Origin of the sequence: Holdemania massiliensis (assembly GCF_022440805.1) — a bacterium.
Taxonomy (GTDB): Bacteria; Bacillota_I; Bacilli_A; order Erysipelotrichales; family Erysipelotrichaceae; genus Holdemania; species Holdemania massiliensis_A.
Genome location: NZ_JAKNTK010000001.1, coordinates 4,089,749 through 4,109,125, shown reverse-complemented (window position 1 = coordinate 4,109,125; position 19,377 = coordinate 4,089,749). Strand labels below are relative to the sequence as shown.

20 protein-coding genes are annotated in these 19,377 nt (G+C 47.3%); 16 read left to right on the top strand and 4 right to left on the bottom strand.

Features of this window, described 5'->3' with window-relative positions; translation table 11 throughout:
* The first annotated feature begins 38 nt into the window (after positions 1-38).
* The 8 genes from MCG46_RS19130 to MCG46_RS19095 all read left to right on the top strand — a co-directional run bounded on the left by MCG46_RS19130 (position 39) and on the right by MCG46_RS19095 (position 6,232).
* A complete protein-coding gene (locus tag MCG46_RS19130) occupies positions 39-1,376 on the top strand; it encodes an MATE family efflux transporter (protein ID WP_240281395.1) in 1,338 nt (445 codons plus the stop codon).
* 147 nt (positions 1,377-1,523) lie between these two features.
* Positions 1,524-2,174, top strand: a complete 651-nt coding sequence (locus MCG46_RS19125; RefSeq protein ID WP_240281394.1) for a GOLPH3/VPS74 family protein — start codon at positions 1,524-1,526, stop codon at positions 2,172-2,174.
* 13 nt (positions 2,175-2,187) lie between these two features.
* Positions 2,188-2,457 carry a helix-turn-helix domain-containing protein gene (locus MCG46_RS19120; RefSeq protein WP_240281393.1) on the top strand — a complete coding sequence of 90 codons (270 nt, stop codon included), beginning with the start codon at positions 2,188-2,190 and terminating at the stop codon, positions 2,455-2,457.
* Between the two features lie 193 nt (positions 2,458-2,650).
* On the top strand, positions 2,651-3,328 hold the full coding sequence (locus tag MCG46_RS19115) for a phosphoribosylaminoimidazolesuccinocarboxamide synthase (protein ID WP_020225797.1): 678 nt from the start codon (positions 2,651-2,653) through the stop codon (positions 3,326-3,328).
* Positions 3,329-3,479: 151 nt separating this feature from the next.
* On the top strand, positions 3,480-3,893 hold the full coding sequence (locus tag MCG46_RS19110; RefSeq protein ID WP_020225798.1) for a PTS sugar transporter subunit IIA: 414 nt from the start codon (positions 3,480-3,482) through the stop codon (positions 3,891-3,893).
* Between the two features lie 226 nt (positions 3,894-4,119).
* Positions 4,120-4,602 (top strand): PTS system mannose/fructose/N-acetylgalactosamine-transporter subunit IIB, encoded by a 483-nt coding sequence (locus MCG46_RS19105; RefSeq protein ID WP_020225799.1) that lies wholly within the window; start codon positions 4,120-4,122, stop codon positions 4,600-4,602.
* Between the two features lie 18 nt (positions 4,603-4,620).
* On the top strand, positions 4,621-5,415 hold the full coding sequence (locus MCG46_RS19100) for a PTS mannose/fructose/sorbose/N-acetylgalactosamine transporter subunit IIC (RefSeq protein ID WP_240281392.1): 795 nt from the start codon (positions 4,621-4,623) through the stop codon (positions 5,413-5,415).
* Positions 5,408-6,232 (top strand): PTS system mannose/fructose/sorbose family transporter subunit IID, encoded by an 825-nt coding sequence (locus tag MCG46_RS19095; RefSeq protein WP_020225801.1) that lies wholly within the window; start codon positions 5,408-5,410, stop codon positions 6,230-6,232. The genes MCG46_RS19100 and MCG46_RS19095 overlap by 8 nt, the downstream gene beginning before the upstream one ends.
* 41 nt (positions 6,233-6,273) lie before the next feature.
* Here the strand turns inward: MCG46_RS19095 and MCG46_RS19090 are convergent, their stop codons facing one another.
* Entirely contained in the window at positions 6,274-8,214 is a 1,941-nt protein-coding gene (locus MCG46_RS19090; RefSeq protein WP_020225802.1) for a BglG family transcription antiterminator, read from the bottom strand.
* A 69-nt stretch (positions 8,215-8,283) separates the two neighbouring features.
* Here MCG46_RS19090 and MCG46_RS19085 point away from each other — a divergent pair, with 69 nt between their 5' ends.
* The 8 genes from MCG46_RS19085 to MCG46_RS19050 all read left to right on the top strand — a co-directional run bounded on the left by MCG46_RS19085 (position 8,284) and on the right by MCG46_RS19050 (position 14,989).
* On the top strand, positions 8,284-8,970 hold the full coding sequence (locus MCG46_RS19085) for a hypothetical protein (protein WP_240281391.1): 687 nt from the start codon (positions 8,284-8,286) through the stop codon (positions 8,968-8,970).
* Between the two features lie 289 nt (positions 8,971-9,259).
* Positions 9,260-9,748, top strand: coding sequence for a PTS system mannose/fructose/N-acetylgalactosamine-transporter subunit IIB (locus tag MCG46_RS19080; protein WP_240281390.1), 489 nt, complete (start codon positions 9,260-9,262; stop codon positions 9,746-9,748).
* A gap of 39 nt (positions 9,749-9,787) precedes the next feature.
* A complete protein-coding gene (locus MCG46_RS19075) occupies positions 9,788-10,576 on the top strand; it encodes a PTS sugar transporter subunit IIC (RefSeq protein WP_240281389.1) in 789 nt (262 codons plus the stop codon).
* On the top strand, positions 10,576-11,418 hold the full coding sequence (locus tag MCG46_RS19070) for a PTS system mannose/fructose/sorbose family transporter subunit IID (protein ID WP_240281388.1): 843 nt from the start codon (positions 10,576-10,578) through the stop codon (positions 11,416-11,418). The genes MCG46_RS19075 and MCG46_RS19070 overlap by 1 nt, the downstream gene beginning before the upstream one ends.
* A 19-nt stretch (positions 11,419-11,437) precedes the next feature.
* A complete protein-coding gene (locus tag MCG46_RS19065; protein ID WP_240281387.1) occupies positions 11,438-11,974 on the top strand; it encodes a hypothetical protein in 537 nt (178 codons plus the stop codon).
* Between the two features lie 49 nt (positions 11,975-12,023).
* Positions 12,024-12,446, top strand: a complete 423-nt coding sequence (locus MCG46_RS19060) for a PTS sugar transporter subunit IIA (RefSeq protein WP_240281386.1) — start codon at positions 12,024-12,026, stop codon at positions 12,444-12,446.
* A gap of 40 nt (positions 12,447-12,486) precedes the next feature.
* Positions 12,487-13,863, top strand: coding sequence for an MATE family efflux transporter (locus tag MCG46_RS19055; RefSeq protein ID WP_020225809.1), 1,377 nt, complete (start codon positions 12,487-12,489; stop codon positions 13,861-13,863).
* A gap of 37 nt (positions 13,864-13,900) precedes the next feature.
* Entirely contained in the window at positions 13,901-14,989 is a 1,089-nt protein-coding gene (locus MCG46_RS19050; protein ID WP_240281385.1) for an MBL fold metallo-hydrolase, read from the top strand.
* Positions 14,990-15,426: 437 nt separating this feature from the next.
* On the opposite strand, the gene MCG46_RS19045 is transcribed toward MCG46_RS19050, so the two are convergent.
* From MCG46_RS19045 to MCG46_RS19035, 3 genes are all read right to left on the bottom strand, one after another.
* Positions 15,427-17,367 carry a BglG family transcription antiterminator gene (locus MCG46_RS19045; RefSeq protein ID WP_240281384.1) on the bottom strand — a complete coding sequence of 647 codons (1,941 nt, stop codon included), beginning with the start codon at positions 17,365-17,367 and terminating at the stop codon, positions 15,427-15,429.
* 90 nt (positions 17,368-17,457) lie between these two features.
* Positions 17,458-18,303, bottom strand: a complete 846-nt coding sequence (locus MCG46_RS19040; RefSeq protein ID WP_240281383.1) for a Nif3-like dinuclear metal center hexameric protein — start codon at positions 18,301-18,303, stop codon at positions 17,458-17,460.
* Between the two features lie 152 nt (positions 18,304-18,455).
* Positions 18,456-19,331, bottom strand: coding sequence for an HAD family hydrolase (locus MCG46_RS19035; RefSeq protein ID WP_240281382.1), 876 nt, complete (start codon positions 19,329-19,331; stop codon positions 18,456-18,458).
* Positions 19,332-19,377 lie beyond the last annotated feature (46 nt).

The following is a 19,377-nucleotide window of genomic DNA, read 5'->3' as shown; positions in this document are numbered from 1 at the left end:
TAATGTTCTGGATTTTGTTTTTGGAGAGGGGGAAACGAATGCATAACCGAATGACGGAAGGCAGTCCGCTGAAACTAATTTTGATGTTTGCAATGCCGGTTTTATTGGGAAATGTCTTTCAGCAATTTTATAATATGGCGGATACGATGATGGTTGGCCGGATATTAGGGGTCGACGCCTTGGCTGCGATGGGAGCGACGGCTTCTGTTTCCGGATTGGTGCTGGGTCTGAACATCGGATTGGCACAGGGGTTTGCGATCCCGATTGCCCAGTATGTCGGGGCTGGGGAAATGGATAAGGTCAGAAAAGCGGTGGCCGGCACGCTGATGCTGGGGCTGATCTTCGTGATTGGAATTACGGTGATCGCGTTAGTGACCGGGATTCCGGTACTGAAGCTGTTAGGAACACCGGAAGAAATCATGGGCATGTCAATCGAGTATATCTTTATTATTTACGGCGGCTTGATCATTACGATGATGTATAACATGGCTGCCAGCATTCTGCGTTCCTATGGCGACAGCCGGACTCCGCTGTATTTTCTGATTTTGGCTTCATTGACAAATATTGTTCTGGATTATGTTTTTTTAAAGACCTTGCGCATGGGCGTCGGCGGAGCGGCGATCGCAACGCTGATATCCCAAGGGTTGTCGGTCGTCCTCTGTGTTTTGTATATCAAGGAAAAGACCCGTTTTCTGATTCCAGAGAAGGAAGATTTCCAATGGGACAGAGAAATGCTGAAAGCTCAGCTGTCGTTAGGCATTTCAATGGGACTGATGAATTCGATCGTATCGATCGGCTCCGTGATTTTACAAAGCGCTGTCAACAAGCTGGGAGCGGTGATCATTGCTGGACATACCGCTTCGCGAAAGGTAATCGAAATGTTCATGCAGCCGCTGATCAGCATCGGCGTCACCGCTACGACCTACGTATCGCAGAACCTGGGCGCAAACAAGCTCGAGCGTATTCGCAAAGGTCTGTACTGCTGCACCACCATCAGCTTTGTCTGGTCAACATTCTGCATTCTGATTTCCTTTTGGGGAATTGACTTCATTCTGGCGCTGGTCGTGGATGCTAAAGAGGTGCAGGTCATTGCCACGGCTCGGCAGTATTTTAAGATCAATGTCTTCTTCTTTTATGCTTTATCAGTCTTATTCATTTACCGCAATGCCTTGCAGGGACTGGGGAAAAGTCAGGCGCCGATTTTCTCCAGCTGCATTGAAATGATCGTTAAGATTTTGGCAACACTGCTTTTGACGCCAAGTCTGGGTTATCTGGGCGTGTGTTATACTGAGCCGATTGCCTGGATTTTAATGGCGGTGTTCCTGTTAGCCGCATTTTATCGTGACCCGCGTTTTATTCTTGGGAAAAAACGATGAGGCCCAATTGGATTCCAGTTGGGTTTTTCTTTTTTTTTTCGGAATGAAAGTCAGGAAAAGATTTGACGAAAAGATCAGACTCTGTTATTATTAAATCGTAAGTAGTAAGTAATAAGTAGACAGTGCCGTTAGGCCAAGGAGGAAACGATGAATAAAGAAGCGTTGACGATGGAATATTTGTTATGTGTCTTGGATGAGGAAGGAAAGCTTCCCACTTTCAGTACAGAAAAGGAAATTTGTTTCTATGCAGCGCAGCTGATTGAGCTGATCGATCTGGGCTGGGTTGTTCTGGAAGGAAAAAAACTTCAACTGACGGATAAAGGAAGTGAACCTCCAGTTTATCTGGAGCCGATGTTTGAGATTGTAAAGAAGTCCAAAGGGAAGAAAGTGGCTGATTTTGCAGGAAATCTGACCTTTACCCTGACCGGAAAACCGCGTAGGGAGATGCTGGAAGCCTGTCTGGAAGTCATGGAAGAAGCAAATCTGCTGGAAACGACAGTGAAAAAAGGCTTGCTGGGAACAAAGGAATACCGCACGGTCAAAGCTGAAGAAAAAGATCGCGTCATTCAGAAAATTCGTGCTGAGTTTTTAGAAGAAGGTCAGATCAGTGAGGAAACAGTGCTGCTGGGCTGTCTTTTGGATAAGACCTCGCTTCTGAAAAAATATTTCTCTGCCTACGAGGCGAAAATGTTGAAGCAGCGGCTGAAAGAATTGCGGAAAGCCCCGGAGAACAAGCTGATCAACGAAATGATCGACTCGGTGGATACGTTGATTGCCGTGATTGCCGCTACGGCGTAAGGAGCGGCTGACCATGGGCCGGCAAAGAAGCCTGGAAGTAATCCAGCAGGCGGAATGGGTGACGATCGGGGAATTGGTGCGGCTGACGAATGTTCGTTACAGCACGCTGAAATTTTATACCGAAGAAGGCATGATTCCGTTTGAACAGGCGGAGGAAAATCTGACGCGCCGCTACCGCCGCACGGAAGCCATCCAACGGATTGAAGAGATCCGGCAGCTGCGGTTAGCCGGACATTCGATTCCGGAAATTGCGGAAATCGTAAGGGATAAACAGGATCGCTAGTTTATCGCAAAGCATCGAGATCCCTTTGTTAAACAGTATGACGGATCTTCAGGAAGCTTTCAGGAAGTCACGAAATCGCTTCCATAACCAACCAGCGGAGAAAAACAAGAAAAACCTTGAAATTACCGTAAATTTTTGTGCCGAATGGCAGTAACTGTGCTAAACTAGTTCTGCATTATATGGAGGAAAAGGCATGAATAAAGTTTACACAGGTAAGACAAAAGATGTTTATGCATTAGACAACGGCAACTATCAGCTGAAGTTCAAGGATGACTGCACCGGAACTGACGGCGTATTCGATCCGGGAGCGAACACAGTTGGACTTCAGATCGAAGGCATTGGTCGTGAGAATCTGAAAGTTTCAGTTTATTTCTTCGAAATTCTGAAGAAGGCAGGTGTTAAAACGCACTATGTCAGCGCAGATATTGAGAATGCAACGATGGAAGTCCTGCCGGCGGAAGTTTTCGGCAAGGGCTTGGAAGTGATCTGCCGCTATCGTGCGGTCGGAAGCTTTATCCGTCGCTACGGTGCTTACATGGAAAGCGGTACACCGTTAAACGCATATGTTGAAACCACATTGAAGGATGACGACCTGGGCGATCCGCTGATCACACCGGATGGTCTGGAAGCCATCGGCGTGATGACTCTGGATCAGTATGCGGAAATGAAAGCCATGACGCAGAAAATTTCAGGGATTGTTAAAGAAACGCTGGCAGAAAAAGGTCTGGATCTTTATGATATCAAGTTTGAGTTCGGTTATTACCAGGGCGAAGTCATCCTGATTGATGAAATCGCATCAGGCAATATGCGCGTTTATAAAGACGGTGAAATCGTAGAACCGACCGATCTGACGAAACTGATTTTAGGCTAATCCGCTTTACGAAAACAAAATAATGAGAATGGGACAGCCGAAGTTCCATTCTTTTTCTTTTTCTGCCGGGTTTTCCTTTCAAATTTTGAAAAATTAAGAAAGTGGGAGACGGTATAATAAAAAAGGATAAAACAAAGAGAGGAAGGATTTTATGAAAGGAATATTATTGCTGAGTCATGGCGACATGGCGCAGGGCATGCTTCAGGCTTCTTCGATCTTTTTTGGCGAGAATCTGCCCCAGGTGCAGGCGTTGGGGTATCAGATGACCGATGACAGCGAAGCCTTTGAAGAACAGATCGGTCAGGCTGTTGCAAAGCTGGACAGCGGCGAGGGTGTTTTGATCTTAACGGATTTGTTTGCGGGGACACCAGCCCATAAAACCACACGGTATCTGAAGCCGGGACAGGTAGATGTCATCTGCGGCGTGAACTTACCGTTATTTCTGGAACTATTGGGCCTGCGGGAAAGCGGAGATCTTGATTTGAAGGCTTTGATGCAGACCGGGAAAGATGGGATTCGTCTGTGGGAAGTGATTCAGCCACAAACGGATGAGGAATTCTTTTAAATTTCATTCTTAGGATTCAAATTATTCACATGGCCGGTGATTCACCGGTTTTTTTAATGGGATGATCGACAGAGCGATGACCTGATTTCCACTTAAAAAAATCACAAAAAGCAACCATAAATTATTACTTTTTGAAATTTTTGATGAAAGCGCTTTAAGTATAATGAGGATGTTGAAATCAGCGGGAATGCCCGCTGATGAAAAATGAGGAGGAAAGGAAGACATTATGATTGTTCAACTAAGAATTGACGAGCGCCTGATCCATGGACAAATCACCACGGCTTGGTCCCGCTTTCTGGATGTCAGCCGGATTGTGGTTGCCAGCGACAAACTGGCAAAAGATCCGCTGACCACGCAGACGCTGCTGATGTCAGCGCCGGCTGGGAAGAAAGTCGCAGTCAAAACGATTCCCGATGCGATTAAGCTGCTGTCGGATCCGCGTGTCGATACGGTCAGGGTTCTGATCATCGTCGACAATCCGAAGGATGCGGTCGCTTTAGTCAAAGCGCTGCCGATCAGTGAAGTGAACGTGGCCAACTACGTCAAAAAGAAATCTGCGAATAAGGTCAATCTGACACGGGGAGTCAATTCCGATCCGGAAGATCTGGTTTATTTCAAAGAACTGGCTCAGATTGGGGGACATGTATTTTCTCAGCTGATTCCATCCAATCCAAGTGAAAATTTCGCTGAGATCGTTTCCAAACTTTAAAGAAAGAGGGGGTTTCTCATGACCAACGCATTATTGATTGCGTTTGCTTATCTGTTGTGGCAGGTTGCGGACAACTGGCTGGGATGGCAGACGTTTACCCGTCCGTTAGTTTTATGTACATTAACCGGTTTAATGTGCGGGGATATCACGACCGGCGTCATCATCGGCGCCGAACTGGAAGCTGTTTATATGGGAGTTTCCGCGATTGGCGGTGAAGCGCCGTCCAATTATCAGGCCGCTTCCGTCCTGGCTGTCGGCTTCGTTGTTCTTTCTGGTGCTGACCAGGGCGTCGGCTTAGCCTTAGCGGTAACCGTCGGGACGCTGATCAATGCGGTCAAGCCATTTACACAGGCCATCGCTCTGGCACTGCATCCGTGGTTTATGAAAATTGCGGAAACCGGCAATGTTAGAAAATTCCGTATCGCAATGTGGCTGCAGGTCATCTTTGTTTCCCAGCTGCTGAATACGATTGTCGTCTTCTTAGTCGCTTTGGGCGGCGAAGCAGGACTTCAGGGTTTCATCTCAATTTGTCCGGCTTTCATCATCAACGGTTTGAATGCTTCCGCCAACATGCTGGTCGTTGTCGGCTTATGCTTAACAACGCAGGCGATCTGGAATGGCGCAACAACTGTAATGTATGTCATTCTTGGCTTTGTTGCGGTTAAATACCTGGCATTGGGGACTTTGCCATTGGCTCTGATCGGCATTGTTATTGCTTTCGCGCATTTCCAGAACAGTTATAAGTTAGCGCAGAGCCGATCGGCATCCGCCATCGGCACGCAGGCTCAGGAAGGGGATGATTTCTATGAATAAGGCACCGAAGCTGACTCCGGAAGAAAGAAAAATGCTGAATAAATCGTTCTACTTCTCCCTAGGCACCAACATGGCCAGCAGTAAGGTTTCCCAGCAGTCCAAATGCTTTGCGATGGCCATGTATCCAGGACTGGAAATGTTCTATGACGATCCGGAAGACCGCAAAAAAGCCTTCTACCGCCATGCCGGAGAATTCTTTAATACTCATCAGGTTTTCTTAGGCTTATTGGTCGGCATTGCTCTGGCCATGGAAAAACAACAGGCAGAACATCCCGAAGAGGATATCACAGAAACGATTTCCACACTGAAAGCTTCTTTGATGGGGCCGACAGCCGGAATCGGCGACAGCTTCTTCTTCAACTGCTACCGCGTCATCATCGCCGGTTTGTGCATTGGTTTGTCAGCCAACGGCAGTCTGCTGGGCGTCATTCTGTTCGTGCTGTTGTATGGCGGACTGCTTCTGGTCTATAAATATATTTTCTTAACAGCCGGTTACCGCTATGGTACCAGCCTGATCACCGAAGCATTTGAACGCGGCATCGTTCCGCTGATTACCGAAGCCGCGGGTATCCTCGGCGCGATTATGGTCGGTGCGCTGATTGCCCAGAACGTTTCGATTAAGATTGCGTTGCAGCCGGTGATCGGCGGAGCAGCGATTGATTTCCAGGGCATGCTCGATTCGATCATGCCGGGTCTGTTGTCACTGTTATTGTGGGGCTGGAGCTTCTCGCGGGTTCAGAAGGGCTGGTCACCGACCAAGCTGATCTTCTTGATCATGGGCGGCTGTATTGTCCTGGCTTTCTTCGGAATTCTCTAAACTCAAGGCTGCTGCGCATTCCTGCGTAACAGCCCTTTTTCTTAAAGCACTTGGAAAATGGAAATGATATCTTTGTAGGATCGATCTGCCAGCGTATTGATAAACAGTTCGTTCTGATGAATAAATTGTTTCAGCAAATACGAGATGATCTGGACATTTTCCTGACTGCCGTCGCCCTGTTGGTAAAAAATGAAGACGCTGGCTTTGGCATGTTCCCACAGCATCGGCTTCCGATTGATAAAGACCTCAAACACCGGATGAGATAAACGCAAGGCCAGGGGTGTAATCAAAACGATATTCTTTTGCTTTTCATAGCTGATGAAGCTGTTGCGCATCTTTAAATCATGGATGAAATGTTCGTGATCGCCAATTTCATTTTCATACAATTGGTAAATTGCGTCATAGACCTGCATTGGCGTTGTGAAATTGCCTTTGTGGAAATTCTTTTCCCGGAAGATTCGCTTGGCTTTGGCATTAAAACGTTGAATCAGGAAGGCAGACATCGAATTGGAGGCAGCAGGCAGAGAACGCAGTCGGCTGTCAATATAAGCTCCGGTGTACGTCTTCGGCAGAATCTTCCGGTTGATATCCGTAATGACCGCATCGTATTGATTGAGATCCTGCTCAAAAATCTCGGTATATTCCAGCACCTCAATTGACTGAATATAACGGCTGTACTGAACCCGCATCCGATCCGCCAGATTTTCACTGTAATATCGGCCATGTCGGGATACGACCGCAAACTTCATCTTATTATAATAAGTATTATTCTTAAACAAGGCTGAATTGAAGATATAGTAAGCGTCAACCAGATCGACTTCCCGCAGGTACAGACCATGCTTTACCTTGTAATAAAGGGCAAACAGCGAGCTGATATCTGCGGAGATCAAACCAATACGGGTCGATTCCGGCAGCTTCTCCGCATCGGAAGCGAAATTGAATTCTTTTTTCAGATTCAGTCCATAGAGATAACAGGCAAAATCCTGATAGAAACGTTCGTCAAAAATATGTTGAAGGTCATAATATTTTCCGATAAAGGCCACGACTTCGCTGACTTCCCCCTTAATTTGTTCCAGTGCTTCTGCCGGAATTTGTGAGGGATGCTTCAGCGTCATGCAGCAGGCGATCAGGGAAGCCAGGGACAGAATATCGGTTTCAGTGGCCCCTTCCTGAAAGTAAGCTGGCAGGCTGGCGTAAATCCGTCGGGCAATCGCATAGACCGGCAAAGGCAGCAGCTTCTTCTGAGCTTCGCTCAGCTGCAGCTGTTCAGCATAGGCGGAACGGGTTTTTGCCAAGAGAATGTACTGCGCGATTTTAATGAAATGAATGTTCGGCACCGCAACCTCAGTTTGAGATCGGAAGACTTTCAGCACACAGTCGCGGACAAGATTTGGATAGTCGGTATGATTGAGAAACAGCGCGTTGAAAATTCCGGAACGCACCCGCTGCGGATTTTCGTGAACAAAGACTTTATGCATGAAAATCAGACAGATTCGCTTTGACCATTCATCGCCTTCCAGATACAGACCGTAATTTCGTTTGTTTTTCAATTCCAGATGAAACTGGTCAAAAATCAGCTGAGTCTGATCGAGGGTACGCAGAACGGTACTCTTGGAACAATACAGACTGTTGACCAGGGAATCGATCGAGGTGTAGGAAGCGGCTGTCAAAAGCTTCATTGCAATGGTGTACGCCGTTGAAAACTCGGAATAGTTCAGATATCGGAATTGACGGAATTCTTTGAGAATCTGCGTCAGAAACGGTTTGGCCTGTTCCGGCTTGTCCAGGGTTAAAAAATAACCGGAAGCGATTTTGGTGTCGATGAAACAGCCATGATCCTCAAGGTAGTCGTTAATCAGATCGATTTCTTTGCGAATGGTATTGATGGAAACATTGCAGATCTTGCTCAATTCTTCGCTGCTGATGTAATCGTGACAGGCAGCAATTTGCTGCAAAAGCGTTTTTCCCAGTTCGTTAAGCATATTTTCTTTCTCCTGAACTCCATTATAAAGGATTTTCAGGAATCTTGCATGATTAAGGGAGGGTAATTGATGACAGTCTCGCTCGTATTGTCCGCTTTTTTGATCCTAAGTGGTATTTGGGGATCGGCTAAAATAAAGAAAAGTTGGAATGCCCAACTGGAACAGGCTTTGATCGGCAAAGATTATCAAGCCTATCGAAAACTGATTTATAGGCGGACCGCATTGATCTTTTTGAATCCCAATCTGGTGCTTTTGCTGCGGGCTACAGATCAAATGAGTGCCGATGATCTGGAAAAGGTAAGAAAAATATTGCCGGCTATCCGACCGGATCACTTGAACCTTCCGCAGAAAATAGCCTATCTGCAGCTGTGCAGTCAGATTGCTGCACAGGATCGCGACGCCCGATTGTTCACAGTTGTCCAGCGGGAACTGGAAGCCATTGAAGAAGAATCAGTTCGGGATTTAGTTCAGGCACTGCATGAGGAAAATGCGATTAATCAAAAACTGATCTGTCAGTTTGACCGTTCGGTGGTTTCCCTTCTGGAGGACAAGGTTTCTCAGTCAGAAGGGACAGCCCGCGGAAAGCAGATGATGTCGTTAGCGAAAGCCTATTATTTGGATGATCAGCCGCAGAAGGCGATTCAGACGTTAACTCAAGCGCGCCGTCTGCTTCAGGGAACGCCGCTGGTTTATGCCGTGGAAGCGGCGTTGAAGGATCTCAGTCTGTTGTCAAATGAAAAGGAAGCGATGGAATGATTCCGCTTTTCGAATAACGGAGAATGGGAAAGCAGATTGAGAAGCGCCAGCCTAAAGTGCCATAGTCATTGAATTTTAAAACGATTTCTGATTGCTTTTAAAAACAAAAACTCGTATTCCCTATTTGCGGAATACATCTTTATGCTGCCTTTGACAGATCAAAAAATAGCTGATTAAAGATTAAAACCTGAATAAGAAACCGCTTCCAATTCCTTTACAATAAACATAGATTCAGGGGAAAGCTTGAATGCCTGGCTTCAGCCAAGTTCGTCAGAAAGAGGTGTACTGTATGATTGTTTTTATTCGCTGCGATGACCGTCTGATTCACGGTCAATGTCAAACTAAAATTATTCCGCTCAACAAAATCACGCGGGTGATCGGTGTGGATGATGCCACAGCGACCAATCCGATGTTAAAACGTATTTTTGAAATGGCTGCGCCGCAGGGCGTGAAAGTAACTGTTCATACGTTTGACGATGCCTTAACGCCAATTCGCAAATGCATGATCAATGAAAAACGCACGCTGATCATCACCCGCCGGCCATCAACCTTGTTAAAAATCTACCAGGCGATTCCGGATCTGATGAAAACTGTCAATGTCGCCAACATTCCTAAGGAAAAGGATGGCTTCTGGGTACGCCGGGATATTTGGATTAATGAAGAAGAGCTTGCCGCATTAAAAGAACTGGATCAATTGGGGATTTCGATTCAGTTTCAGCAGTTCCCGGGCGACGGCCAGCCGGAGCTGTATTTCAAGGACATTAAAGATCAGCATTAAGTATTTTATTTCAATATAAGAGAAAGGGGAGAAAATACGATGCAAATCACCATTCTTCAAGCGATTCTGCTTGGACTCTTCTGCTTCCTGGTTTCAACCGGGATGTTCCCGCTGGGCTGGCTGAGCATGAATATCATGAGCAAGCCGCTGATCCACTGTCTGATCATCGGCATGATCATGGGGGACATGAAAAACGCGATGATCATCGGCTGCGTCATTCAGGCGGCCTATATCGGTCAGATGTCGATCGGCGGGGTCGCAACCTTGCCCAAAATCAATATTGCGCTCTGGTTTGCTTTGCCGCTGACCTTGGTTTCGGGCGGCGATGCGGCAGAATGTCTGACGATTGCTTTGGCTTTTGCGGCTGTTCAGAACATTCTGGATACCGTGGGCAACCTGGTGAAAGTCGGCTTCCTGCACCGTCAGGACGCCTTGATTGAAAAGGGGAAAATTAAACAAGCCTGGTGGTTCCCGGCTGCGGGACACATCTGGACATTGGTTTCCTGTCTGGTCATTGTTCCAGTATTCTGTTTAGCCGGATCGGCCGTCATCAGCAGTATTGTCAGTGCACTGCCGCCGCAGATCAATGCGATCACTTCAACCTTTACAGGTCTGCTTCCGGCAATCGGCTTTATGATCCTGATGGTTACCTTGATTCATTCACCGTTCCAGTGGATTTATTTCCTGTTCGGCTTTGTCCTGGCCGCGGCTTTGGGCTGGGATACAATTTCAATTACGGTTGTGGGCTGCGTTATTGCTTATCTGATTTTCCAGTTCACTCCGGATAAAAAGATGGCTGCGGCCGGCGTTGAGGAGGATGACGACTGATGACACAGAACACAGAACGCCTTCAGGCGTTAAAGAGCGATAAGAAATTTGTCAACAAAGCCTTCTGGGCTTACAACTGGTCAATCCCGATGAACTTTACGCGGGAACGGATGTTAGGCTGCTCGATGGTTTGTATGCTGGCACGCGTCGCGGATGAAATTTATCCGGAAGATGTGGAAAAGCAGAAGGAACTGTGCCGCAACCATGAAGTTTTCTTCAACACGCAGCAGGGTCTGGGCGCGGTCATTTATGGAATTGTTCTGGGTATGGAAGTTGAACGAGCCCATGACGACACGATCACCAACGAACTGATCCAGTCGATTAAGCAGGCGCTGGCCGGACCGCTGGCAGGTTTGGGCGATTCGCTGATTCAGGCTCTGATCACGCCGATCCTGATTTCCATTGCGATCGGCTTAAGTACGGAAGGTTCCATCTTAGGTGCGCTGTTCTTATTTGCCGCCTATACGGTCATCAATGCGATTCTGTGCTTAACCTTATTCAAGACGGGTTATAAATACGGAATCATCGGTGCGGAAACGTTAGTCAGCTCGAATATGAAGGAACGGGTTATTCCGGCCTTTGAAGCCTTGGGCATCACGGTGATCGGCGGTGTTCTGGCAGGCATCATGAATGTCAAGACCGGACTGGTCGCTTCCTTCGGTCAGACCAGCATCAACATCCAAACCGATGTTCTGGACGCCTTCTTTCCGAAGATTTTGACCCTGGTCATCTGCTTCATCGTGTACTATTTGGTAAAAGAAAAGAAATGGTCGGCAACGAAGATCATGTTGTGGATGATCCCAGTTGCGATTATCGGTTACATGACAACGATTCTGGCTTAAGAAAGAGGAGGGAACGGTTATGCTTCAGCTGCAATATCAATTCAGTCCTGAGGATGCACTGCGCTACTATGAAACTTTGCTGAGCTCCTCGCATCAGACACGCCTGCCGCGGGGAATTGCCCTGCTTTGGGGCCCGGCGCTGTGCGCCGCGTTGATGATTGGTTTTCAATGGACACATTCGATAGGGGCCTGGGTGATTGCCGTTTCCTTTTCCTTACTCTGGCTGTTTTATCTGGCGCCGCGATTCTTCCGCAATTTATGCAGAAGTGCAGCGAAACGAAAACTGGCTTCTTCCCAGCTGAACTGGGAGGCGCTGCAAATTGAAGAAAACGAAGGCTGCTTCAGAGTCAACGGCACGGAAAAAAAGCTCGCGGATTATTTCATCCTGAAAGATTTTCTGATCGTTGCTTTTGAAGATCAGACCCAGCTGGTGATCCCGGAGAAGGCTTTCGGTGAAAATGAGGAGCGAATGAAGCAGTGGCTGCTTCGTCTGACCCTTGCCGTCAATCGGAAACAAACAAAAAAACAAGAAGGGAAACAGGAAATCGTTGAATGACGATTTCCTTTATACAAGGAATCTCATCACAAGAGGAGGAGGCAATAAAATGGTAGGTCTGGTTTTAATCAGTCATGGTAAAATGGCAGAGGGCATCGTGGACTCTTTGTCGATGTTATTTGGTTCCCGGATACCGCAGCTGGAAATCTGTGCGCTGCGTGAGAATCATTCACCGCAGGAATTTCATGATCAGCTGCTGCAGAAAGTTGCGGAAGTCGACCGTGGTGACGGCGTTCTGATCTTTGCCGATATGCTTGGCGGAACACCTTGCAATCAGGCTCTGACAATCGTCAGTGAAAAAATCCGCTTGATCGTCGGAATGAATCTGCCGATGATTTTGGAACTGTTGGGAATGCGGGAAAGTACAGATGTGGATGCGGCGACGATTGTGGAAAATGGCCGTCAGGCGATTCAGGATGCCGGAGCACTGTTGTTAGCCGGATCGGAGTCCTCACCGGATGATGATGACTAAGTTGGATTCTCAAGGCCTGAAAAAAGGGGGCAGCCGGTAAATGGAAGCCGCGGGAAAACGCAGGCAGGTCGGCACGAACCTGACTGAGGGACCAATCCTGACCACACTGCTGATCTTTGCGATTCCGATTGTTCTGACGAATATTGTCCAACAGCTGTATTCGATGGTCGACTTATCGGTCATCGGTCAGTTTGTCGGCAATGTTGGAAGCATCGCTGTCAATACCGGCGGCGAGATGGCGGATCTGGTCAGTCCGGTCGCGATGGGCTTTGCCGGAGCAGGACAGATCTATATCGCTCAGCTGGCGGGATCCGGCATGGAAGATAAGATGAAAAAAACGGTCGGAACGCTTCTGACATTTACGATTGTCTGTTCCCTAGTGTTAATGGGATTGGGTATTTTGTTCTGTCAGCCGATTCTGCAGCTGTTGAATTGTCCGCAGGTGGCGCTGTCGCAGGCGTCGCAGTACATGATCATCACGGCTTTGGGGTATCCGTTTATCTTCGGCTATAACGCGGTTTGCGGTGTGCTGCGGGGCATGGGCGAATCCAAAAAGCCGCTGCTGTTTATTCTGGTAGCGGCGGCTGCCAACATTTTTCTGGATATTCTGCTGGTCGCCGTTTTCCACATGGGGGCTGCCGGAACGGCCATCGCTACGGTTGTTTCCCAGCTTTGTTCGTTTTTGGCGGCATTCCTCTATCTGTGGATTCAGCGTGAACACTTTGATTTTGAACTTAAACTGCGTTATTTCCAGATTGATATGCCGATTTTGAAGGTGCTGGTTCGCCTGGGCATTCCGCAGGTTTTCCGTTCCCTCATGGTGCGGACGGGCATGCTTTGGGTTAATGCGTCGGCCAATTCTTACGGCGTTGTGGTTTCCACAACCAATGGTGTGGGCAACAAGCTGCAGAAGTTCCTGGAGGTTTTCATCTCCGGCGTCGATACAGCGGCAGCCAGTATGATCGGTCAGAATCTGGGAGCACACAAGCCGGAGCGGGCCGGGAAAACAACCTGGGTCACAGCCGGCTGCTGTGTCGTGCTGGCAGGTCTCTCATCGCTGCTGTGCGTTTTGATTCCGCATGTCATCTTTGGCATCTTTACCCAGGATGCAGCTGTTATTGAAATGGGAACGACCTTTTTACGGATCTTTACTATTCATTTCTTTGCCTCAGCGATCACCGGATCCTTCCAGGCGATGGTGACTGGCTGCGGATTTGTGGAGATGGGCTTCCTGCTTGGCCTTTTGGATGGCGTTATCTGTAAGATCGGCCTGAGTTTGATCTTCATCAACGTCTTTCACATGGGGTATGAAGGTCTGTGGTATGGCGTGGCTTGTTCCCGCATCGTCAACGGTGTGATCTGCATCGCTTATTATCTCAGCGGCAAATGGAAAACCAGGAAGCTATTAACAGAATAGAATTGGAAATCAAACAAGAAAGACAGGAGGAAAATGTATGCCGGGAAGTTTTAAGAAAAATACAGCCTTGGGCGCCGTTCCGCGTCCGATCCATTCCGATTTAAAGTCTAAACGAATCGTTTGGGAAACGGAACATCCAGTCCGCTGGTCCTTTATGAAGATTCTGCGGGAAACGAGCTCATTGAAACAGTTTTATCCAGAGATCAACCCGTATACCGAAGTTTATCAAGTCCGCGAAGGTGTGTATGCGTTGTATAACGACAGCTTCGATGGGGCCGGTGATGTTTGGATGTACTTGGTCGATGGCCCTGAAAAGGCGCTGTTGGTGGATACGTCATTTGGTGTGGGCGATCTGAAAGGTTTGATCCGGCATTTGATCGGAGATAAAGAACTGATCGTTGTCAATACGCATGCGCATTATGATCATTGCTACGGCAACGCACAGTTTGAGCGGGTGTACTGCCACCGAAACGAAGTTTTGGATCTGCAGACAAAGAACAATCCGGATATCTGGGATTATCTGTTTAACAATACCGATCAGCCGATTCAGGTCTGGGATGAGTGGATTCAGCCGGGTGAGCCGGTATATACCCATTTTGATAAGGAAGATATCATCATTGACCGACACCACAAGGAGAACTATGTTCCGTATGAGATTATCGGCATTGAAGATGGACATTTGTTTGATTTAGGCGATGGATATCTTGTTGAAGCTGTCCTGCTTCCGGGACACACACCGGGACAATGTGGTTTCTATGATCATCATCATCACATTTTGTTCAGCGGCGATACAACGGGAATCGGCAGCCGTCCGAAGGGTACGGCTTACGGTGAGTTCTGCACTGTTGAAGCGCTGGGCGAGGCTTTGCGGAAGCTGCAGCCGCGGTTTGCGGAAATCAACGGTGTTTTCCCAGGGCATGGCGCTTGGGATCAATCCCCATTAATCCTGCAGTATTTATTGAATACGGTTGAACAGGTATTAAAGAATCCGGAAAATTCCGATGGTGAGCGGGTATTTGAGCGGGATGGACAGCGGCATGTTTCCCGCACCAAAAACATTCATCAATGGACAGCACTGCGATACAGCCCGGATCGGGTTTATAAGCATCAGTTTACTGAAGAATAGAATTCATTTTTTGAAAATCCATAAAAAAGATCTTCGATTCAGGGAACTTCCTGCATTGAAGATCTTTTTGTGGTTTCTTCTTGAATCCAAGGTCATAACAGCCTCTCAAGCATTAATATACTTATAAGTATTATACTCTAAAGTATATTTATTTTTAATTGGTAGAATTGCTTTGCTTGAGTGACAGATCTTTCCTTTGATAATCCCTTATAAATAAGTGAAGAGTGCTCTTTATAGGTATGGTTAATAAGAAACATATAAAACCCTCAGACAATGACAGTCCTGAGCGGTTCTAATACACAGCCGATGAAATAAGGCTGCAGAAGGCGATGGCTTCCCTTAAAACTGAGGGCGTAAAACTGCAAAAAAAAGCAGAAGAAGTCTGCGAAGAGACTTTCAATCTTCTGTTTTTCGCATAATTTCTGCATTACTCAAGGCTAAAGAATATTAAAATTGGATACGATATCTTCATAGCTTTGATCATAGAGCGTATTGAGAAACAAGGGATTCTGATGGATGAACTGCTTTAACAGATGACTTATCTTCTGGACATTCTCTCGGCATCCGTTGCCATATTGATAGAAAATAAAGACGCGTGCCTTGTTTTGATTCCAAGAAATCGGCTTGCGGTTGACAAACACCTCAAAGCAGGGCTGCTGAGTACGTAGGGCAAGCGTGGTAATCAAGACCAGATCATGTTTCTTCTCATTGCTGATAAAACTGTCACGCAGCTCTAAATCACGGAAGAACTCCTCTTGATCGCTGAATTGATTCTGAACTTGTTTATAAATCGCATGATAGACAGCCTGCTTATCAGAAAAATGTGTCTTGTGGAAGTTCTGTTTTGGAAACAATGGGAGTGCTTTGCGGTTCAGATCGCAGACAAGGAACTGAGCTAAATCTTCAAAAACCGCATCGTTGGGATGATGGTTTAGTTCAATCACCGTTTTGGCGCAAGCTGGCAGCGAACCGGGATACAGATCGGTCAGGATCGCATCATAATCCGTTTTGGAAGGATCAAACAATTCTGTTACTTCCAAAATCTCGATCTGCCGCAGATAACGGCTGGCCTGCATCATCAGCCGGACCGCGAAGCTTTCACTGTAGTAACGACCCTGTCGGGAAACAACCGCGACCTTCATCTTGTCAAAGGTATAATTCTGCTTATAGATTGCGGCGTTTAGAATGTAATAAGCCTCAGTGAGGTCTGTTTCGTCCAGCTGAACCGCATATTTCTGTTTATAGAATAAAGCAAATAAGGAGCACAGCTCGGCTGTCCATAAGCCGACTTTCGTGGAGGTTGTCAACTCTTCCGAATCCGTTGAGAAGTGAAACTCCTTTTTCAGATGCAGACAATAGAGGTAACAGGCAAAGGCATCATAAAAAGGATCGTCAAAACAACCGTCTAATTCATAATAATGAGATAGGAAAGCCAAGATTTCCTGCACTTCTGTCATTATTGCCTGGCGCTGCGGCTCCGGTATGAAAGCGGTGCTTCTTAATGTCATGCAGCAGGCGATCATCACAGCCAGGGACAACCGGTCAGTTTCCTGCAGATTTTCCTGGAAATACGCCGGAAGCAAGCTATATAGCTGATTGGCAGCCTGATAGGCCGGCAAGCTTTGGATTTTCTGACGCTGATCCGGGGAATAATCGATTTCATCCGCATGATAAGAGCGAGTCCGGGCTAGAAGAATGTACTGAACAATCTTGATCAGATGGATATTGGGAATGGTGATGTCGGAATGATTGCCGAAATAAGTCTGAACCTGATCCATCAGCGTCTGCGGATAATCCGTCTGATTTAAAAACAAAGCGCCGAAGGTTCCTGAATAAATCTTCGGCTTGTTTTCATGGACGAAAACTTTATGCATGAAAATCAAACAAAGCCGCTTTGACCATTCGCTGCCCTGCAGGATTAAGCCGTAGTTGCGCCGGACTTTGACTTCCAGCTCAAACGGCGAGAGGATCGTCTGGACTTGCTCCAAAGTTCGCAAAATCGTACTGCGGGAACAGAATAACGCGTCGACCAGCGATTCAATCGAGGTATAGGCGGAGGCGGTCAGAAGTTTCAAGGTAATTAGATAAGCCGTGGAATACTCAGCATAGTTCAAATAGTCAAAACGCCGGAATTCTTTCAGCGACTGCGTCAGAAAACTCGCGGCGATTTCCGGATCCTGAACGATCAAAGAATAGCCAACTGCGACTTTCGTTTCAATCGTACATCCTCTGTGAGTGAGTTCCTGATTGATCAATTCGATTTCCTTGCGGATCGTATTGATCGAAACATTGCACAGTTTGCTTAATTCTTCCCCGCTGACATAACCCTCGCTGTAAGAGATGTGCTGTAAAATTTTTCTTTCGATTGCAGTAAGCATGATTGTTATCCCTCTGCCTCTTATTATAAGCTTTTCCCGTTCGATTTGGCAGACGAATCCAGGAAAATTCAGAGGCAGCGGAACAAAAAATCAAGCTTTAGCGGAAAGAAGATAGTGGAACAAGTCCTGAGCCGGCAGAAAAGTAATCGGCAGCGGCTGTTGAATAACTTCCGGCAGCCATCGGGCCATGGCTTTCATTCCCAGCTCTTCACAGTTAAAATGTCCCATTTCCAACAAAACTTTGGATTCACCCTGGGCTGCGGCGTCCTTGACATATTGGGTTAAGGTATAATCGCAGATTTCAAAGGGGATGAGGGCGTCGGCCTGCTGAGCCCGCTGGATGATTTCTTTGTCTTTAGCGGATCCCATCACATGTTCACAGAATAAGACCGTGGATACCTGACAATCGAGATTGCCGACAACCCGCAGTCCGTTGAGCTGAAAACGATCCATCAGAAAGTCAGCCAGCTGACGGGCGGAGATGGGGGCAATTTGATAAAGCAGCGGCTTCAGCGGATCATCCGCCACCTGATTTTCCCACCCCAGTTCCTTCATGATCCCAGTAAAAATGTAATCGGGATTGACGCGCTTTGGATGAAAGGGCTGTCCGTTGCCATGCAGCCGGTCATGATCACGCCAAACCACAAGGCCGTGCTGTTCGGCAAATTGTTTCTTCTTTCTGGCGACTTCGTTGGACTGAAGCATGTCTTCGGTATTGCTGCTGCCGAAAAAGATCGATTCATGACTGATGATCAGGTTGAGATGCTGCTGGACGGCCGCTTCCAGCACTTCATAAGTCGCGCAGACCGTCACGCCGATTCCAGTGCATTCCTGATCCGGATCGCCAACTAATATTTGATCGCGGCTGTCGTGTGCGGAAGGTTCAAAAGGTTCATGCCAGGCCATAAGCTGAGTTAAAACTTCAGAAATTTTCATGATTGTATCCTCCTGATGGAATTCTTTATCAGTATAGAAGAAATCCAGGAGTCCAGCATTTCAAAATTTGGTTTAATCTTAAGCGGATTCAGCTTCCCTTGCAAAGAAAAAGACGCCATGCATTTCACACTGACGTCGATCCTAGCCAAAGCTTAAGCCTTGGCTGAAAACAAATTTTCTCTTTCCCGTTGTTCATTCTGATTGTAAGCGATGCACCAGCGCATGGCCTGGGCTGCGGAATCGACGGTATGCGCCGCCAGACGCTGCAGTTCTTCGCTGCCGCTTTTCATCGCAAAGGTATGCTGCGCTTCCGAAAACATTTCAGCATCGTTGAGCGAATCACCGATCACGGCCATTTCCTGCGGCTGCAGCTGATAGGTTTCTTTGAGATAGGCAAGAAAGAGTCCTTTGTGAGCTAAACAATTTCCGATTTCTAGCAGCCGGTCGCCGCTTCGATGAATCAGACATTGATCATGGAATTGATGACTCAGCCGATGATAAACGGCTTGACAGGCGGCTGGGGAATTGAACTGAGCGGATAATTTGCCGGTAAGAAGACCCCGATCCCGTTCGAGATATTGATCCACCGTGAAATCCATGACCTGACCAATTCCTGTTTTGGCGCATTCCTGGCGATAGCGCAGGGCTGCGGGATGATCCAGAGACGTAAAAATCCGTTCGGAATTCATTCCTTGAATCTGAAGCGTTTCCAACTGCGGGCATTCCGACCGTAAAAGCTGAATGATCTGACCGAGGGTTTCCCGCTTCAAAGCCCGCACAGCCACCCATTTTCCCTGATCATATCCGACAGCCCCATTAAACCCAGCTGCGCGGATCTTGGAAAATCCATATTTTTTCATCAGGTGAATGCTGTAACCGATCATCCGTCCGCTGGCCGCGCTGAACTCAATTCCAGCCTGCTGAATTTCCCGCAGTGCCGCCTCATTCTCAGCGCTGAGATCCAGTACCGTTTCGCCATGCCCATCAAAAAGCGTTCCATCCAAATCACTGACAATCCATTTAATCATAACCGATCCTACCTTTTTTTTATTTTAACTCAACAATTCAAGGAAA

Excerpts from the sequence above, each read along its gene's own strand:
- MCG46_RS19130 (WP_240281395.1), top strand. The coding sequence starts at position 39 with ATGCATAACCGAATGACGGAAGGCAGTCCGCTGAAACTAATTTTGATG.
- MCG46_RS19125 (WP_240281394.1), top strand. The coding sequence starts at position 1,524 with ATGAATAAAGAAGCGTTGACGATGGAATATTTGTTATGTGTCTTGGAT.
- MCG46_RS19120 (WP_240281393.1), top strand. The coding sequence starts at position 2,188 with ATGGGCCGGCAAAGAAGCCTGGAAGTAATCCAGCAGGCGGAATGGGTG.
- MCG46_RS19115 (WP_020225797.1), top strand. The coding sequence starts at position 2,651 with ATGAATAAAGTTTACACAGGTAAGACAAAAGATGTTTATGCATTAGAC.
- MCG46_RS19110 (WP_020225798.1), top strand. The coding sequence starts at position 3,480 with ATGAAAGGAATATTATTGCTGAGTCATGGCGACATGGCGCAGGGCATG.
- MCG46_RS19105 (WP_020225799.1), top strand. The coding sequence starts at position 4,120 with ATGATTGTTCAACTAAGAATTGACGAGCGCCTGATCCATGGACAAATC.
- MCG46_RS19100 (WP_240281392.1), top strand. The coding sequence starts at position 4,621 with ATGACCAACGCATTATTGATTGCGTTTGCTTATCTGTTGTGGCAGGTT.
- MCG46_RS19095 (WP_020225801.1), top strand. The coding sequence starts at position 5,408 with ATGAATAAGGCACCGAAGCTGACTCCGGAAGAAAGAAAAATGCTGAAT.
- MCG46_RS19090 (WP_020225802.1), bottom strand. The coding sequence starts at position 8,214 with ATGCTTAACGAACTGGGAAAAACGCTTTTGCAGCAAATTGCTGCCTGT.
- MCG46_RS19085 (WP_240281391.1), top strand. The coding sequence starts at position 8,284 with ATGACAGTCTCGCTCGTATTGTCCGCTTTTTTGATCCTAAGTGGTATT.
- MCG46_RS19080 (WP_240281390.1), top strand. The coding sequence starts at position 9,260 with ATGATTGTTTTTATTCGCTGCGATGACCGTCTGATTCACGGTCAATGT.
- MCG46_RS19075 (WP_240281389.1), top strand. The coding sequence starts at position 9,788 with ATGCAAATCACCATTCTTCAAGCGATTCTGCTTGGACTCTTCTGCTTC.
- MCG46_RS19070 (WP_240281388.1), top strand. The coding sequence starts at position 10,576 with ATGACACAGAACACAGAACGCCTTCAGGCGTTAAAGAGCGATAAGAAA.
- MCG46_RS19065 (WP_240281387.1), top strand. The coding sequence starts at position 11,438 with ATGCTTCAGCTGCAATATCAATTCAGTCCTGAGGATGCACTGCGCTAC.
- MCG46_RS19060 (WP_240281386.1), top strand. The coding sequence starts at position 12,024 with ATGGTAGGTCTGGTTTTAATCAGTCATGGTAAAATGGCAGAGGGCATC.
- MCG46_RS19055 (WP_020225809.1), top strand. The coding sequence starts at position 12,487 with ATGGAAGCCGCGGGAAAACGCAGGCAGGTCGGCACGAACCTGACTGAG.
- MCG46_RS19050 (WP_240281385.1), top strand. The coding sequence starts at position 13,901 with ATGCCGGGAAGTTTTAAGAAAAATACAGCCTTGGGCGCCGTTCCGCGT.
- MCG46_RS19045 (WP_240281384.1), bottom strand. The coding sequence starts at position 17,367 with ATGCTTACTGCAATCGAAAGAAAAATTTTACAGCACATCTCTTACAGC.
- MCG46_RS19040 (WP_240281383.1), bottom strand. The coding sequence starts at position 18,303 with ATGAAAATTTCTGAAGTTTTAACTCAGCTTATGGCCTGGCATGAACCT.
- MCG46_RS19035 (WP_240281382.1), bottom strand. The coding sequence starts at position 19,331 with ATGATTAAATGGATTGTCAGTGATTTGGATGGAACGCTTTTTGATGGG.